Here is a 15,781-nt window from a genome sequence, read left to right on the forward strand (position 1 = left end):
CAGGGGTCCCCGGAGCACCATAGGCGGACAGGGAAACAGTTCACACATCCATCGTGTCGGGTAAGGTAAGCCTCACCTTCAGACGAGCGCGATTCGGTGGTTCCCAGGATGTCTGTGCCCGCTCTGCTGCCCGGTCGGCTCTCCCCGGTCGCCGACGCCTATCGGCGTCTGACCGAGGTGCTCCCGTCCCTGGGCATCGACGAGCTCACCGCCGGCGAACGGCCGACGGCGGACGACCGCTGGGTCGGTGCCATCGATCTCGCGGCGGGCGGCCCCGCCGTCGACGCCTTCCTCGCCTGGGACGACGCGCAGGTGGTCCGCGACTACGGGCAGCGGGCCCGCCCCGACGTCGTCGCGACCTTCGGACTGCACCGCTACGCCTGGCCCGCCTGCCTGTTGATCACCGTGCCGTGGTTCTTGAGCCGCCGGGTGCCGCGCGTGCCGGTGGAGAACGTCGCCTTCCAGCGGACCCGGGGCCGGATGGCCGTGCGGATCGACGAGTTCGCGTGTCTGCCCGGGGACCCCGCCGCCGCCCTGCCGGGCGCCAGGGTCGTACCGGACGAGGAGGCGCTGCGCGGCGAGGTGCGCTCCGCGGTGGCCGAGCATCTCGGCCCGGTGCTGGCCGCGTTCGGGCCGCGGATGCGGCGGCGCGACCGCGCCCTGTGGGGCATGGCGACGGACGAGATCGTCGAGGGCCTCTGGTACGTCGCGCAGCTGCTGGGCGAGGAGCGGCGCGCGATGGCGGAGCTGGAACTGCTGCTGCCGGGCACCACGAAGCCGTACGTCGGTACGGCGGGCTTCCGTGAACTGCCGGGCCCCGGCGGCGAATCGCTGCCGACCAGGAACCGGGCGAGCTGCTGCCTCTTCTACACGCTGCGGCCCGAGGACACCTGCGTGACCTGTCCGCGTACGTGCGACTCCGAGCGCGTCCGCCGACTGAGCGCAAACAGCAACTGACTCTCCCGCGTGGTTCCTTGAACCATGCCACTCGTCCAGGTGGCGTGCGGGTGGTTCGAAATCGAACACAACTCGGCCTGCACAGGCGCCCGTTCGACCAGATCGCCCCTATTCGCGTGCCCCTGCGCCTCGTTGGCGTTCTCTTGCCCCGAAACCCTCTGAGCGGGGTCGCGGTTCGGCCACTATGGCGCCCGAAACGCCCCACTGCGATGCAAGGGACACCGCATGCGACTGACCGACATACCGCTCAACTGGCTGCTTCCGGGCGGCGTGATGCTCGTCGGAGTCCTGGCGGCGGTGGCAATGATCACGCGCGGCAGGCGCGCCGATGTCAAGACCGCGGCCGAGGACTCCTGGGAACGCAGCGAGGAGCGCCGCAGGCGCAAGGAGGCGGTCTACGGCACGGCCTCCTACGTCCTGCTGTTCTGCTGCGCCGCCGTGGCCGCCGCGCTCTCCTTCCACGGGCTCGTCGGCTTCGGCCGGCAAAACCTCAGCCTCACGGGCGGCTGGGAGTATCTCGTCCCGTTCGGCCTCGACGGGGCCGCGATGTTCTGCTCCGTACTGGCGGTGCGCGAGGCCAGCCACGGCGACGCGGCCCTCGGCTCGCGGCTGCTGGTGTGGACGTTCGCCGGTGCGGCGGCCTGGTTCAACTGGGTGCACGCGCCGCGCGGTCTGGAACACGCGGGCGCGCCGCAGTTCTTCGCCGGCATGTCGCTCTCGGCGGCCGTGCTCTTCGACCGGGCCCTGAAGCAGACCCGCCGCGCGGCGCTGCGTGAACAGGGCCTGGTGCCCCGTCCGTTGCCGCAGATCCGGATCGTACGGTGGCTGCGGGCACCCCGCGAGACCTTCGGCGCCTGGTCGCTGATGCTCCTCGAAGGCGTACGCACGCTGGACGAGGCGGTCGACGAGGTGCGCGAGGACCGCAGGCAGAAGGCGCAGAACAGGCTCCGGCGGCGCGAGCAGGAGAAGCTGGGCCGGGCCAGGATCAAGGCGCTCAACCGGCAGCACCGGGCCTGGGGGCGCGGCCGTGGCCGTCAGATCGAGCTGCCGGGGGCGACGGCGGTACCGGCCGTGGGTGGCCCGGCGAACTCGACCCCGGCGGTGGGTCCCGCCGCCCCGGAGCCCGTCATACCCGAGCTCCACGAACCGGACCGGTCGTCCGCACCCTCATGGCCCTCCCTTCAAGCAGTGAAGGGATCCGAGGGCCGCACCGTGGATCTGACCGCCGAGGACGACACCCAGGCGCTGCCGCGGCTGGACTCCCTGGAGCGCAAACTCAAGGACCTTGAGCAGCAGTTCGGCTGAGGGTGGTCCAGCGGGAACGACAGCGTGGCCCGACCCGCGACCGGCGTGACGGAGAACCGTCGCGCCGGTCCGTCGTCCGGTGGCCGAAGATCACCCGGGGGCGCTCCTTCGGTCGCCGGACGGGCCTTCTCAGGCGGCCGTCGCGCCGTCCAGCTCGAACCAGACCATCTTGCCCATCCCCTGCGACCGCACGCCCCAGGAGTCGGCGAGCCCTTCCACCAGGACCAGCCCCCGCCCGTGCGTCCCGTCGTCCACGTCGGGTTCGTTGGGCGTCGGCGGCGCGTCGACGAAGTCCCGCACCTCCACCCGTAGCCGGGAGTCCGCGACGGTGGCCTTGACGACGGCCCCGTGGTCCGTGTGCACCAGTGCGTTGGTGATCAGTTCGCTGATGAGCAGCTCGGCCACCTCGGCCGACTCGCGCTCCCGCCAGTGGCTCAGCAGCTCGCGCAGCGCGTGCCTCACCTCGGGCACCGCCGTCAGATCGGCGCCCTCCACTCTGCGGAGCAATTGCTTGCGCAGCAGGCGCGCGTGCTCCCCCGTGCCTTTCATGTCCCCCATCCCCCCATGCGGCTACCGCCTGTACGAGCTTCCTCTCTTGAACACTCTCCCGAGATGCATGCCCCACTCACCACCGGCCACGCATGACGATCCGGGACGGCGCCACGGCGAGTGTCCGGTGCTCCTGCTGGGAAGTGAGGGGTTGCGAGATCGGCCGGAGACCTGGAGTCTGCCGTTCCGGAAGGCTGAGCCGTAGATCTGAGGAGCCTTGATGCACGACGACCGCACCCTGGTGGAGGGCCGTCTGGAGCGCGCCCTGCGCCAGTTCATCCGCCCCGCGCAGTACGCCGCCAGGACGCCGCTGGTCCTCTCCGTCTGGGAGGTGCCGGGCGAGCCGGTGCCCGTGGGACAGGCTCTCCAGGGGACGTACACCCCGTTCGAGACGGGGACGCCGTGGGGCCCTCCCTGGTCGACCAGCTGGTTCCGGCTGGAGGGGATCGTGCCCGACGCGTACGCCGGGCTGCGGGTGGAGGTCGTGATCGACCCCGGCTTCACCGGTGAGGGGCCGGGTTTCCAGGCCGAGGGAATGGTGTACGACGCGGCCGGGGTGCCGATCAAGGGGGTGCACCCGCGGAACCGGCACGTCCCCGTGGGTGACCCGGCGGCCGGCGGCGAGGAGATCCACCTGCTGCTCGAAGCGGCGGCGAACCCGTCGATGCCCGGCGACTTCACGCCCTCGTCCCTCGGCGACGTGCGGACCGCCGGTGACAGCCCGCTGTACACGTTCGCCGCCGCCGACATCGCCGTGCTGGACGAGAACGTGTGGCATCTGGTGCTGGACATCGAGGTGCTGTCCGAGCTGATGGCGGAGCTGCCCGCGGACCGGTCGCGGCGGCACGAGATCCTGCGCGCCCTGGAGAACATGCTGGACGTGCTCGACCTGCACGACGTGGCGGGCACGGCGGCGGCGGCCCGCGCCGAGCTGTCCGGGGTCCTGTCCCGCCCCGCCTCGCCCAGCGCCCACCGCGTCTCGGCGGCGGGTCACGCGCACATCGACTCGGCGTGGCTGTGGCCGCTGCGCGAGACCGTACGGAAGGCGTCGCGGACGTTCGCCAACGTCACCGCGCTCGCCGGGGAGTACCCGGAGCTGGTCTTCGCCTGTTCGCAGGCCCAGCAGTACGCGTGGGTCAAGGAGCACCAGCCGCACATCTGGGAGCGGATCAAGAAGGCCGTGGCGGACGGCAACTGGTCGCCGGTCGGTTCGATGTGGGTGGAGTCGGACGCCAACATGCCGGGCGGTGAGGCGCTGGCCCGGCAGCTGGTGCACGGCATGCGCTTCTTCCGGGAGGAGTTGGGGGTCGAGACGGAGGAGATCTGGCTGCCGGACTCCTTCGGCTACACCGCCGCGTTCCCCCAACTGGCCAAGCTGGCGGGGGTGAAGTGGTTCCTCACCCAGAAGCTGTCGTGGAACCAGACCAACAAGATGCCGCACCACACGTTCTGGTGGGAGGGCATCGACGGCAGCCGTGTCTTCACGCACTTCCCGCCGGTCGACACCTACAACGCGCAGTTCCACGCGTCCGAACTGGCCCATGCCGAGCGGAACTTCGCCGACAAGGGCCGGGCCTCGCGCTCGCTGGTCCCGTTCGGCTGGGGCGACGGCGGCGGCGGTCCCACCCGCGAGATGCTGGAGAAGGCGCGCCGGCTGAGGTCCCTGGAGGGATCGCCCCGGGTCGAGATCGAGAAGCCCGCCGCGTTCTTCGCGGCGGCCGAGGCGGAGTACGGCGAGAAGGCGCCGGTCTGGTCGGGCGAGCTCTATCTGGAGCTGCACCGGGCGACGTACACCACGCAGGCGAAGACCAAGCAGGGCAACCGCCGCAGTGAACACCTGCTGCGGGAGGCGGAGTTGTGGGCGACGACGGCCGCGCTGCGGACCCCTTCGTACGCGTATCCGTACGAGGAGCTGGACCGGCTGTGGAAGACGGTGCTGCTGCACCAGTTCCACGACATCCTGCCGGGCTCGTCCATCGCCTGGGTGCACCGGGAGGCCAGGGACACCTACGCGGCGGTGCGGGAGGAGCTGACGGAGATCACGGCGGCGGCGGTCGCGGCCCTCGGCGGCGGGGGTGCGGCGGTGCTCAACTCCTCGCCGTACGAGCGGACCGAGATCGTCGAGGCCGACACGGCGGACGTCCCGGAGGGCAGCGCGGTACAGGCGCTGAACGGCCACGGGAGGTCGGCGGTCGCGGTGCGGGTGCCCGCGCTGGGCGCGACGGGGCTGGCCGCCGCCGAGCCGGCGGGCGGGACCAGGGACGTCACGACACGCTCCGCGGGCTCGGACACGATCACCCTGGACAACGGACTCCTGCGGGTCACGGTCGACCGTGACGGCCTGCTCACCTCCGTGACGGACCTGACGGCCGACCGCGAGGTGCTGGCGCCGGGCAGCCGGGGCAATCTGCTCCAGCTGCACCCGGACCACCCCAACCAGTGGGACGCCTGGGACATCGACCGGCACTACCGGCGACGGCACACCGACCTCACGAGGGCGGAGTCCGTGCAACTGGTCGAGCAGGGTCCGCTGCGGGCGACGGTCCGGGTGGTCCGGACGTTCGGCTCGTCGTGGATCGTGCAGGAGATCAGGCTCGCGGCCGGCAGCCGGCGCCTGGACATCGTCACCGAGGTCGACTGGCAGGAGTCGGAGAAGGTCCTCAAGGCGGCCTTCCCGCTGGACGTGCAGGCCGAACGGTCCACCGCCGAGATCCAGTTCGGGCATGTGCACCGCGCCACGCACGCCAACACCAGCTGGGACGCGGCCCGGTTCGAGATCTGCGCGCACCGCTGGCTGCGGGTCGCGGAGCCCGGGTACGGCGTGGCGGTGGTCAACGACTCGACGTACGGCCACGACGTGACGCGCACCGCGCACGAGGAGGGCGTGGGGACGACCGTACGGCTGACGCTGCTGCGGGCGCCGCACAGCCCCGACCCGGAGACGGACCTGGGCACGCACACCTTCAGCTACGCGCTGGTGCCGGGCGCCGAGGTGACGGACGCGGTCCAGGAGGGGCTGGCGCTCAATCTGCCCCTGCGGGTCGCGGTCGCGCCGCCGACCGCGCCGCTGGTCTCCGTCGACCACCCGGCGATCACGGTGGAGTCGGTGAAGCTGGCGGAGGACCGCAGCGGCGATGTGGTGGTACGGCTCTACGAGTCGGCCGGCAACCGCGCGTCGGCGATGCTGCGGACCGGCTTCCCCGTCGTACAGGCCCATGTCACGGACCTGTTGGAGCGTCCGCTGCACGAGGCGGGGACGGGGGCGGGCGGTCTGCGGGTCGCGCTGCGGCCGTTCCAGATCCTGACGCTGCGGTTCACACCCGCGTAGGGGGCCGGTGAGGGGCGGAGGGGTCAGGGCCGCGGCAGGTTGCGCAGATTGGAGCGCGCCATCTGCACCATGCGGCCCACCCCTCCCTCCAGCACGATCTTTCCGGCGGAGAGCGCGAAGCCCTGCACCATGTCCGCGCTGATCTTCGGCGGGATGGAGAGGGCGTTCGGGTCGGTGACGACGTCCACCAGGGCCGGGCCCTTGTGCTTGAAGGCGTCCCTGAGCGCGCCCTCCAGCTGCTTGGGCTTCTCCACCCGGACGCCGAACGCCCCGGCGGCGCGGGCCACGGCGGCGAAGTCGGGGTTGCGGTTGGTGGTGCCGTACGACGGCAGACCGGCCACCAGCATCTCCAGCTCGACCATGCCCAGCGAGGAGTTGTTGAACAGGACGATCTTCACCGGGAGTTCGTACTGGACGAGGGTGAGGAAGTCGCCCATCAGCATGGAGAAGCCGCCGTCGCCGGACATCGAGACGACCTGGCGCTCCCGGTCCACGAACTGCGCGCCGATAGCCTGCACCATGGCGTTGGCCATCGAGCCGTGGCTGAACGAACCGATCACCCTGCGGCGCCCGTTGGGCGACAGATAGCGGGCGGCCCAGACGTTGCACATACCGGTGTCGACGGTGAACACGGCGTCGTCGTCGGCCACGTCGTCGAGCACGGACGCGACGTACTCGGGATGGATCGGGACGTGCTTGTCGACCTTGCGGGTGTACGCCTTGACGACGCCTTCGAGCGCGTCGGCGTGCTTCCTGAGCATCTTGTCCAGGAAGCGGCGGTCGTTCTTGACCCGTACCCGAGGGGTCAGACAGCGCAGGGTCTCGCGCACGTCGCCCCAGACCGCGAGGTCCAACTGCGAGCGCCGGCCGAGCCGTTCGGGCCGGACGTCGACCTGGACGATCTTGACGTCGGTGCCGTCGGGCAGGAAGGCGTTGTACGGGAAGTCCGTACCGAGCAGGAGCAGCAGATCGCACTCGTGGGTGGCCTCGTACGCGGCGCCGTAACCGAGCAGCCCGCTCATCCCGACATCGAACTTGTTGTCGTACTGGATCCACTCCTTGCCGCGCAGGGCGTGGCCGATCGGGGACTTGATCCGCTCGGCGAACTCCATGACCTCGGCGTGGGCCCCGGCCGTGCCGCTGCCGCAGAAGAGCGTGACGCGGTCCGCGTCGTCGATCATGTCGACCAACTTGTCGATCTCCAGGTCGCCGGGGCGCGCCGTCGGCCGGGAGGTGAGCATGGCGTGCTCGATCGCCCTGGTCGGGGCCGGCAGGGAGGCGATGTCGCCGGGCAGGGTCACGACGCTGACGCCGCCCCGGCCGACCGCGTGCTGGATGGCCGTCTGGACCAGACGGGGCATCTGCTGCGGATTGGTGATCATCTCGTTGTAGTGGCTGCACTCGTCGAACAGCCGCTCGGGATGGGTCTCCTGGAAGTATCCGAGGCCGATCTCGCCGGTGGGGATGTGCGAGGCGAGGGCGAGGACCGGGGCCATGGAGCGGTGCGCGTCGTACAGGCCGTTGATCAGATGCAGATTGCCCGGACCGCAGGAGCCGGCGCAGGCGGCGAGCTTGCCGGTGATCTGCGCCTCGGCGCCCGCCGCGAAGGCCGCCGCCTCCTCGTGCCTGACCTGCACCCAGTCGATGGCCGCGTTGCGCCGAATGGCGTCGACGACGGGGTTGAGGCTGTCGCCGACGACTCCGTAGAGCCGGCGCACACCCGCGCGGGCGAGAATGGCGACGAACTGCTCCGCCACGTTCTGCTTGGCCATGGAAGCGTGCCCTTCCGCTGTCGGGGCCGGGTCACGCCCCGGGGCCCCTCCGGTACCCGCTGTCCATCAACCCACGCCCCGCGCCGTTACGCCTCCCAGACCGCCACGGCCGTACGGTCGTCGGCGTAACCCTTCACCCGTACTCCGACGTCCGCCAGGTACGAGGCGAGTCCCGGCGGCTCGGCGGACGCCCAGCGCGCGGCCAGTTCGTCGCCGAGGGCCGGTTCGCCGCGCAGCGGCTCCGCGAGTCCGACGCTGGTCAGCAGGAGCGTGTCGCCCGGACGGGCGACCGAGGCGCGGAAGCGGAACGGCTCCGGCGGGGGCGGCACGGGTGCCTCCACGATCGGGCCGGGAGGCTTGGTGATCTCCAGGTCCATCGTGAGGCGGTCGCCGTCGGGGGTCTGTTCGGCGAGGGCGCCGACGGGCACGGAGCCGAAGCCGACGACCGGTGCGCCCGTGATGTCGGCGGGCTCCGGAACGAGCGGCTCCAGGTCCTGCCAGACGCCGTCCCTGAGGCGGAAGAGCCCGCCGCCGCCGACACCGAAGAAGACGCGGGTGCGGCACTCGGGGTCGGCGGAGAGCAGCAGACACCGCAGGCTCGCGGTGTATTCGTCGGGCTCGCGGCCCAACTCGCCCGCGCGGGCGCGCAGTTTGCCGTAGCTGCGGTCGGTGAGCCGGTGCAGACCCGACTTGAGGTCGCCCCGGCGGCCGGCCCTTATGTCCTCGGCGAGTCGGCTGTGGCTCCGGCCGACGGCGCCGCCGATCCAGTGGCAGGCGTCGGCCGCGGCCAGGTGCGCGCCCTCGGTGGCGCGGGCGCCGGTGGCGACGGCGACCAGCACCAGGGCGCCGGGGCCGACGCCGAAGCGCGCGGTGAGCAGGGCGTCCCGTCGGGGCTCGCCCCGGTAGCGGGCCGAGTCGCCGCGCGTGGAGACGGCGCGGAGCGTGTACGTGCCGTACCGGGCGCCGTCGAGCACGGTGTCGGCGACGAGCCGGTCGAGCCCGTCGGCCTGGCTCGCGGGGAGCGCGGTGGGCTCGGCGTCGTAGGTGGGGGGGCTGTCGCCGACATGGCCGACGCGGGCGGGGGGTGCGGGCTCCGGTGTCGGTGTGCGCCGGGGTGTGGGGGCGGCATGACGCGGCGCGTCGCGGGCGGCGCGCGGGTCGCGGGGCGGGGTGGGGTCGGCGGGCGCGGGGGGTTCGGACACGGGAGCCGGCGCGGGGGGCGCGGCGGCCGGTGGGGGTGCCGGATCGGCGGCGCCCGGGAGCGGCCTGGCGTCGCTGGGGTTGAACGCGGGCGACGGCGGCTCCCACGGCGCGCGGGGCCGGGGTGTGCGGGGCGGGGTCGTCACCGGGGCCGGTGCCGGAGGCGGTGGTGCGAGCGGGACGTCCGCCACGGTGGGGGGCGGGGGCGGTGGTTGGGTCTGGGGCTGGGGCTGGGGCGTTGCGGGCGGAGGCTCGGGCGTCTGGATCACCGGATAGGCGCCGCGCGCCTCCCACCAGGCCAGCGGGCGCGACACGGGACCGTCGCCCGCGGCCCCCAGGTCCAGGTCCTCGTCCTCGTCGGCCGCGTCCTCTTCGTCGTCCACGTCGATCGCGTCGACGGCCCGTCCGTACCGCCCCGGGGACGGTGCGCCGTCCCCGCCGAGCGTGTCCGTCGCGGAGTCGAAACGGTCGTCGATCGTGTCGTCCCGCGTCTCGGCGGGACCGGTGTCGGGTGCGGACTCGTCGTACAGCCGGCCCCACCAGTCGTCGGCGGTGGCGGGCCGGTCCCCCTGCTGGCTCATGCTCCTATTGTCGACCGCACGGGGCGTCAGAAAACGGGGCACCGCGAAAAATAAGAGGCGGGGCGGGATGAGCGCGGGGCCCCGCGGCCCAAGTCCGCCGGGCGACCCCACCCCCCACGGGAAGGACGCCCGGCGGACGTTCGGCAGGTCGGAGCGCACCGGGTGCGCCGACCAGGATTCGGGGCCGGAAATCGACCGTACGACTGTCCGTACGCCGATTCGAATCGTACGACTCGTCGGGCTTCGACGGGAACGTCCGGGTAGTCAGCTTATCCGGCTTACAAAGACCGACCTGACCGCCAGGTACCCGGGCATATTCCAGAGGTCTGTTGATCCGGCAATGTCGCCACATTGGCAGAGTGGCGCGTGATGCGGGGATGATGTGCGCGGCGGGTTTACGCCGTGGCCGGTATCCGCCATGTCCGGCGGGGTTTGAACGTGTGTCCGGGGAGGGGTGCGAGAGGTGCTGGGAGCAATAGGTCTCGACGAGAGACAGGAGTCCGCGTATCGCGCGCTGGTGGCGCTGGGCGCCGCCGAGGCCGCCGATCTGGCACATCGGCTCGCGATACCCGAACAGGACACCGAACGCGCGCTGCGCAGGCTGGAGCAGCAGGGGCTGGCCGCGCAGTCGTCGGCCCGGACGGGACGCTGGGTGGCCGCGCCGCCCGCGGTGGCGCTGGGCGCGCTGCTCACCCAGCAGCGCCACGAGCTGGAGCGGGCGGAGCTGGCCGCCGTCCTGCTCGCCGAGGAGTACCGCGCGGAGTCCGGGGAGCCGGCCGTGCACGATCTGGTCGAGGTGGTGACGGGCGCGAGCGCGGTGGCGCACCGGTTCCACCAGCTCCAGCTCGGCGCGACGGAGGAGATCCGCGCGCTGGTCACGGGCAGGCCGGTGGTGGTGTCGGGGGTGGACAACGAGTCCGAGGAGCGGGTGGTGACGCGCGGTGTCCGCTACCGCGTGGTGATCGAGCGCGAGGTGCTCTCGCTGCCCGACGGGATCACCGAGCTGTCGGCGGCTCTCGGCCGTGACGAGCAGGTACGGGTCGTCGACCGGGTGCCGACCAAGCTGATGATCGCCGACCGGACGCTGGCGATGGTGCCGCTGACGGCGGGCGACGCGGAGCCGGGCGCCCTGGTCGTCCACGCGAGTGGGCTGCTGGAGTCGCTGTCGGGCCTCTTCGAGGCGGTCTGGCGCGACGCCCTGCCCCTGCGTCTGGTGCCGGGCGCGGACAGGGACGGGGACGGTGCGACGGTGTCGGAGGACGCGCTCGACGGCCCGGCCGAGACCGATCTCGAGGTGCTGTCGCTGCTACTGGCGGGAATGACGGACGCGAGCGTCGCCAAGCAACTGGACCTGGGCCTGCGTACGGTCCAGCGCCGGGTGAAGGGCCTGATGGAACTGGCGGGAGTGACGACACGACTCCAGCTGGGCTGGCACGCCTACGAAAAGGGCTGGGTGGCCCGCAACGCCCACGCCTGACGCCGGCACGACGGCCCGGCGCTTCGGAGGCCGGGTGCCCGGGTGACCAGCCGACTCTACGGCCGGGGGGCCCGGGCGCCCCAACGGCCGGGTAACCCGGCTACCCAAGCGCCGAGCGCCGAGGCAACCGGTCGCGGCACAACGACCCGCCCGGCGGTCGGCCGGCACGGCGACCGGGCGCAGCCCGGCGGCCCTGCGGCCCGATAGCTCGGCGCTTCGGAGGCCGGGTGACCCGGTGACCAGACGGCCGGGTCACCCAGTGACCCGATGGCTCAACGGCCGGGCAACGCAGTGAGAGGGCGCGCTCCGGCTCGCGGAGGCCACGGCGCGTGAGGACGACGAACGGGGCGGCGCCGCCAGCGAGCGCGGCCATCTCGCCTACGCCGCCACCATCCTCGGCGTACGGGACCGCGCCGACGAAGCACGGGCCGCGCTCGGCAGAGCCGCCGCACTACTGGCACCCACCGCCCTCGCCCGCCCACTCCTCGACTTCCGCCGAGGACTGATCGCCGAACACCTCTCGGGCTCCCCGCAATCAGCCCTCGCCGCCTACCGCCGCGCCCACGCGGGCGCCACAGCACACGGACAGACACTGCTGCTCTCCTTCACCTGGCGCCACCTGGCCGGACGGCCAGGTGACCCGACGGCTCGGCGCCTCCGCGCCTCGGCGGCCCGACAGCCGGCAACCGGGCTACCCGACGGCCGGGCGCCGAGACAACCGGGGGCGGGCCGACGGCCCGCCCGCCCGGCGGTCCTGCGGCCGGGTCACCCAGCGACCCGGCGGCGCGGTGAACGGGCGCGGCCCGGTGGGCCGGCGTCTACCCACCCCCGCGCGCCCCGCGTCACGGCCCCCGTCCGCGTGCCGCTCCAGGCGGGATCCTGCACTCTGGGCAGATGGACGTGTGGCAGCTCGTGCTGGTGGGTCTCGTCATGCTGCTGGGCGTCATCGGTGTGTTGATTCCCGGGGTGCCGGGGCCCGCCATCGTGTGGGCCGCCGTCGTCTGGTGGGCGTTGAGCGACACCTCCACCGCCGCCTGGGTGGTGCTGATCGGCTCCACCGCCGTGCTGCTGCTCAGCCAGGCCGTCAGACCGCTACTGCCGTCCCGGCGCGTGCGCCGTACGGGGACACGAAGACGCACGCTGCTGGCCGGCGGGCTCGCGGGGATCGTGGGCTTCTTCGTCGTGCCGGTCGTGGGCGCGGTGCTCGGTTTCGTCGGCGGGATCTACGCGGTGGAGCGCGCACGGCTGGGCAGTCACCGCGACGGCTGGGCGTCGACGCGGACCGTGATGCGGACGGCCGGCTACTCGCTGCTGGTCGAGCTGTTCTGCTGTCTCCTCGTGATGGGCGCCTGGTTCGGCGCGATGATCTGGGGCTGAATCCGGGGCCGTGCCCATTAACATCGGATCTCTCCCCCGTATTGACGCACCTCAGCCCCACCCCTACCGCCGGTCAGTGAATAGCTCGGATGAATCCACGCAGCAGTGAGGTCCGAGCCGTCACCACTGCCGGGAGGCGCGCCATGGCGACGGCCCCGTCCCGAAGAGACGTACTCGCCGGCGGCAGCGTGATCGGCGGCGCGCTCGTCGCCGGTGGCGTGGCCGCCGTCCCGGCGCTCGCGACGGCACCGGCGGGCGCCGTGGCGCCGCACCCGGCGGACGATGCCCACGACCTGGTTCGACGGACCGTTCATCGCCAACGGCTTCCTCGGCTCCGGCATCTACGCCGAGCCGGACCACAACGCCGTCCGTTTCAATGTGCAGCACTCCGAAGTGCAGGACCACCGGCCGGAGTTCGGTTCCCTCTTCGGCCTCGCCCGGGCCGCCCATCGGGCACTTCACCCTGGAGCCCGTCGGCGCGATCACCGGTGTCGACTGGCGCCTGCGGCCGCGCGACGCCGAGCCGACCGGCACGCTCGTACGAGGCGGCGGCCTATGGGGCCCTGCGGATCCGTCTGCGCAAGGGGGACTCGGCGCTGATCACCTCGGCCGGCGACCGGCCGTCCCTCCGTATCCGCCCCGTCGAACCGAACGCTCCGGCGGCCCGGTGGGGTCTGCCCACCTGAGCCGCCGGGTCCCGCTCGTGCGTGTGCGCCGGTTCGCTGACGGATCGTCAGCAGATCGGCACACCCGGGAGTTGGGCCGCGGGATGGTCGATGTAGATGTTGGAGATGAAGCCGCCCTGGTCACGCAGCTTGCTCCACCAGTTGTTGCTGTACCCCTCGGCGTTCACGGTGTCGCCCTGCTTCTGGCAGAGGACGTGGACGCTGGTGGGGCCCGCCAGCCGGGTGATGACGGCGGCGTTCAGCCGGGCGTCGGCGCGGACACTGACGCCGGTGCCCCAGGTGGTGAAGGGGGTGCCGCCACCTCCGCCGCAGCCGTTGTCGCTGGTGAGGAAGGACTGGTTGTAGCTGCCGGGATAGGGGAGGCCGCCGCCGTTGATGACGATGTTCTGGCCGACGCCGTTGAGCAGCTGCTCGTAGTGCAGATGGGGGCCGGAGGAGTTGCCGCTGGAGCCGGTGGTACCGATCTGCTGGCCCTGGTTGACGAACTGTCCGCTGGCCACCGAGTACGAGCCGAGGTGGAAGTAGTACGTCGTCCAGCCGCCGCCGTGGTCGATGGAGATGTAGTTCCCGGCGCCGCTCGGCTGGCTGTGCCGCGTCGCGGTACCGGCGGCGGAGGCGAGGGCGGGGGTGCCGTTGGTGGTGCCGCCGTCGGCGCGTACGAAGTCGAGCGCGCGGCGCACCTCGGCGGAGTGGTGGCTGTAGGTCCACCGCTGGCCGCACGGGTAGGGGGCTTTGAAGTTGGGCGCCGCGGCCGCGGCGGCCGTGTCGGAGGCGCCCGCTTCGGCCGCTTCGGCCGCTCCAGCGGGTACCGTCAGCATCCCGACGAGTACGAGGAGCGCACCGGCGAATGTGGTCGATAGGCGTCTGAGACGGGTCACGAATGCTCCCGGGTGTGGGGGTTGCAGCCGGTCGGCCAACGAGCCGCGACCGCTGCGAGACCCGGCAAAAGTAACGACGGGGCGCTCCCGGTCACAACGACTGGACGGCGCCTTTCGTCGGAGATGAAATGTCTTGCTCCTGACAAGTCGGCGCTCCACCATTGCGGAGTTGACAGTTCCTCACCCCGCCTTGCCCCCACCAGTGCGCGCAGGTCCATGACCCGCGCACCAGAGCGGAGAGAAGACCGATGACTTTGATGACAGGCTGGAAGCGCGGCCGGGCCGCACTCCTCGGCACCGTGGTCGCCGCGTCGCTGGCCCTCACCGGCCAGCCGGCGGGCGCCGCGCCGTATCCCGGCGGCGCCGGGGACTCCGGCACCGCGACCGGCGCCATGAACACGGCGTTCGCGAAGGCCGCCGCCGAGTTCGACGTACCCCGTGACCTCCTCGTCGCCGTCGGATACGGCGAGACGCACCTCGACGGCCATGGCGGCAGACCCAGTCAGGCGAACGGCTACGGCGTGATGCACCTGGTCAGCCAGCCGGAGCACAGGACACTGGAGCGCGCCGCGCAGCTCACCGGCGAGTCCGTGGCCGAGCTGAAGAAGGACACGGCCACCAACATCCGCGGCGCCGCCGCCGTCCTGCGCGCGGTCGCCGACGACCAGGGCCTGGACGCCACCGACCGCGGGTCGCTCGCCGAGTGGTACCCGGTCGCGGCCGAGTACGGCGCCGCGACGAACGACCGGACGGCGCGGCTGTACGCGGACACCGCGTACGACCTGCTGAACAAGGGTCTGCGCGCGCAGGCCGCCGGAAACGAGCAGATCCTCGTCAAGGCCCGCAAGGTGACACCGGACCGCGGCAGGTACGCGAGCATCGCCTCGGACCTCGGGGTGCTGAGCGACGACTACCCGGCGGCCCTCTGGGTCCCGGCGAGCACGTCGAACTACCAGACAGGCCGTACGTCGGCGATCAACAAGGTGGTCGTCCATGTCACGCAGGGCTCGTACGCGGGCTCCATCAGCTGGTTCCAGAACCCGTCGTCGAAGGTCAGCGCGCACTATGTGATCCGCTCCTCCGACGGCCAGGTCACCCAGATGGTCCGGGACGCCAACACCGCCTGGCACGCGCGCTCGGCCAACCCGAGCTCCATCGGAATCGAGCACGAGGGCTTCGTCGCCGACCCGTCCTGGTTCACCGACTCGATGTACCGCTCGTCGGCCGCGCTGACCCGCCACCTCACCGCGAAGTACGGCATCCCGCGCACCCGCACGGGCATCGTCGGGCACAGCGAGGTACCGGGCAACGACCACACCGACCCCGGCGCGAACTGGAACTGGACCTACTACATGTCGCTGGTCAACGGCGGCACCGGTGACCCGGGCCCCGGCCCCGGCACCTCGTTCCCGACGTGGGGCACCGGCGTGAGCATCCGTCAGCAGGCGACGACCACCTCGGCGCAGGTCGCGAGCCTGGCGGGGCCGACGACGGTCAAGGTCCAGTGCCAGAAGCGCGGACAGCTGGTCAACTACCAGGGCTACAGCAACGACGCCTGGTCCTATCTGCCGGACTACGGCGGCTACATCTCGAACATCTTCATCGATGTCTCGGACTCCTGGCTGCCGGGCGTGCCCACCTGCTGACGCGGCACACCGCTGAAGTGACGCC

The 15,781-nt window shown here is 72.1% G+C and carries 10 protein-coding genes and 1 pseudogene; 7 read left to right on the forward strand and 4 right to left on the reverse strand.

Translation table 11 applies throughout. The features are described from left to right. The first annotated feature begins 108 nt into the window (after positions 1-108). Both ACFWU9_RS23125 and ACFWU9_RS23130 read left to right on the forward strand, forming a co-directional pair. Positions 109-957, forward strand: coding sequence for a (2Fe-2S)-binding protein (locus ACFWU9_RS23125; RefSeq protein WP_384321315.1), 849 nt, complete (start codon positions 109-111; stop codon positions 955-957). A 225-nt stretch (positions 958-1,182) separates the two neighbouring features. Then, the gene (locus ACFWU9_RS23130) at positions 1,183-2,262 is read left to right on the forward strand and encodes a DUF2637 domain-containing protein (protein ID WP_384321317.1); all 1,080 of its coding nucleotides are present in this window, start codon (positions 1,183-1,185) and stop codon (positions 2,260-2,262) included. Between the two features lie 129 nt (positions 2,263-2,391). On the opposite strand, the gene ACFWU9_RS23135 is transcribed toward ACFWU9_RS23130, so the two are convergent. Further along, positions 2,392-2,811 (reverse strand): ATP-binding protein, encoded by a 420-nt coding sequence (locus tag ACFWU9_RS23135; RefSeq protein ID WP_384321319.1) that lies wholly within the window; start codon positions 2,809-2,811, stop codon positions 2,392-2,394. 220 nt (positions 2,812-3,031) lie between these two features. On the opposite strand from ACFWU9_RS23135, the gene ACFWU9_RS23140 reads away from it, so the two are divergent. Beyond that, positions 3,032-6,139, forward strand: coding sequence for an alpha-mannosidase (locus tag ACFWU9_RS23140; protein WP_384321321.1), 3,108 nt, complete (start codon positions 3,032-3,034; stop codon positions 6,137-6,139). 23 nt (positions 6,140-6,162) lie between these two features. Here ACFWU9_RS23140 and ACFWU9_RS23145 read toward each other — a convergent pair whose 3' ends face one another. Together ACFWU9_RS23145 and ACFWU9_RS23150 are read right to left on the reverse strand one after the other, a co-directional pair. Beyond that, complete coding sequence (locus ACFWU9_RS23145; protein WP_384321323.1) at positions 6,163-7,911, reverse strand: pyruvate dehydrogenase; 1,749 nt, start codon at positions 7,909-7,911, stop codon at positions 6,163-6,165. Positions 7,912-7,997: 86 nt separating this feature from the next. Further along, a complete protein-coding gene (locus tag ACFWU9_RS23150) occupies positions 7,998-9,692 on the reverse strand; it encodes a protein phosphatase 2C domain-containing protein (protein ID WP_384321325.1) in 1,695 nt (564 codons plus the stop codon). Between the two features lie 463 nt (positions 9,693-10,155). On the opposite strand from ACFWU9_RS23150, the gene ACFWU9_RS23155 reads away from it, so the two are divergent. From ACFWU9_RS23155 to ACFWU9_RS23165, 3 genes and pseudogenes are all read left to right on the forward strand, one after another. After that, positions 10,156-11,169, forward strand: coding sequence for a helix-turn-helix domain-containing protein (locus ACFWU9_RS23155; protein WP_384321326.1), 1,014 nt, complete (start codon positions 10,156-10,158; stop codon positions 11,167-11,169). A gap of 295 nt (positions 11,170-11,464) precedes the next feature. Next, positions 11,465-12,127 (forward strand): annotated as a pseudogene (locus ACFWU9_RS23160) (hypothetical protein); the annotation flags it as partial. Then, the gene (locus tag ACFWU9_RS23165; protein ID WP_384321328.1) at positions 12,064-12,546 is read left to right on the forward strand and encodes a DUF456 domain-containing protein; all 483 of its coding nucleotides are present in this window, start codon (positions 12,064-12,066) and stop codon (positions 12,544-12,546) included. The pseudogene ACFWU9_RS23160 and the gene ACFWU9_RS23165, both read left to right, overlap by 64 nt. Before the next feature lie 733 nt (positions 12,547-13,279). On the opposite strand, the gene ACFWU9_RS23170 is transcribed toward ACFWU9_RS23165, so the two are convergent. Beyond that, a complete protein-coding gene (locus tag ACFWU9_RS23170; RefSeq protein WP_384321330.1) occupies positions 13,280-14,110 on the reverse strand; it encodes a M23 family metallopeptidase in 831 nt (276 codons plus the stop codon). 248 nt (positions 14,111-14,358) lie between these two features. On the opposite strand from ACFWU9_RS23170, the gene ACFWU9_RS23175 reads away from it, so the two are divergent. Then, positions 14,359-15,756: an N-acetylmuramoyl-L-alanine amidase gene (locus tag ACFWU9_RS23175; RefSeq protein WP_384321332.1), complete on the forward strand. Its 1,398-nt coding sequence runs from the start codon at positions 14,359-14,361 to the stop codon at positions 15,754-15,756. Positions 15,757-15,781: the final 25 nt, after the last annotated feature.

Origin of the sequence: Streptomyces sp. NPDC058653 (assembly GCF_042716895.1) — a bacterium.
GTDB lineage: Bacteria > Actinomycetota > Actinomycetes > Streptomycetales > Streptomycetaceae > Streptomyces.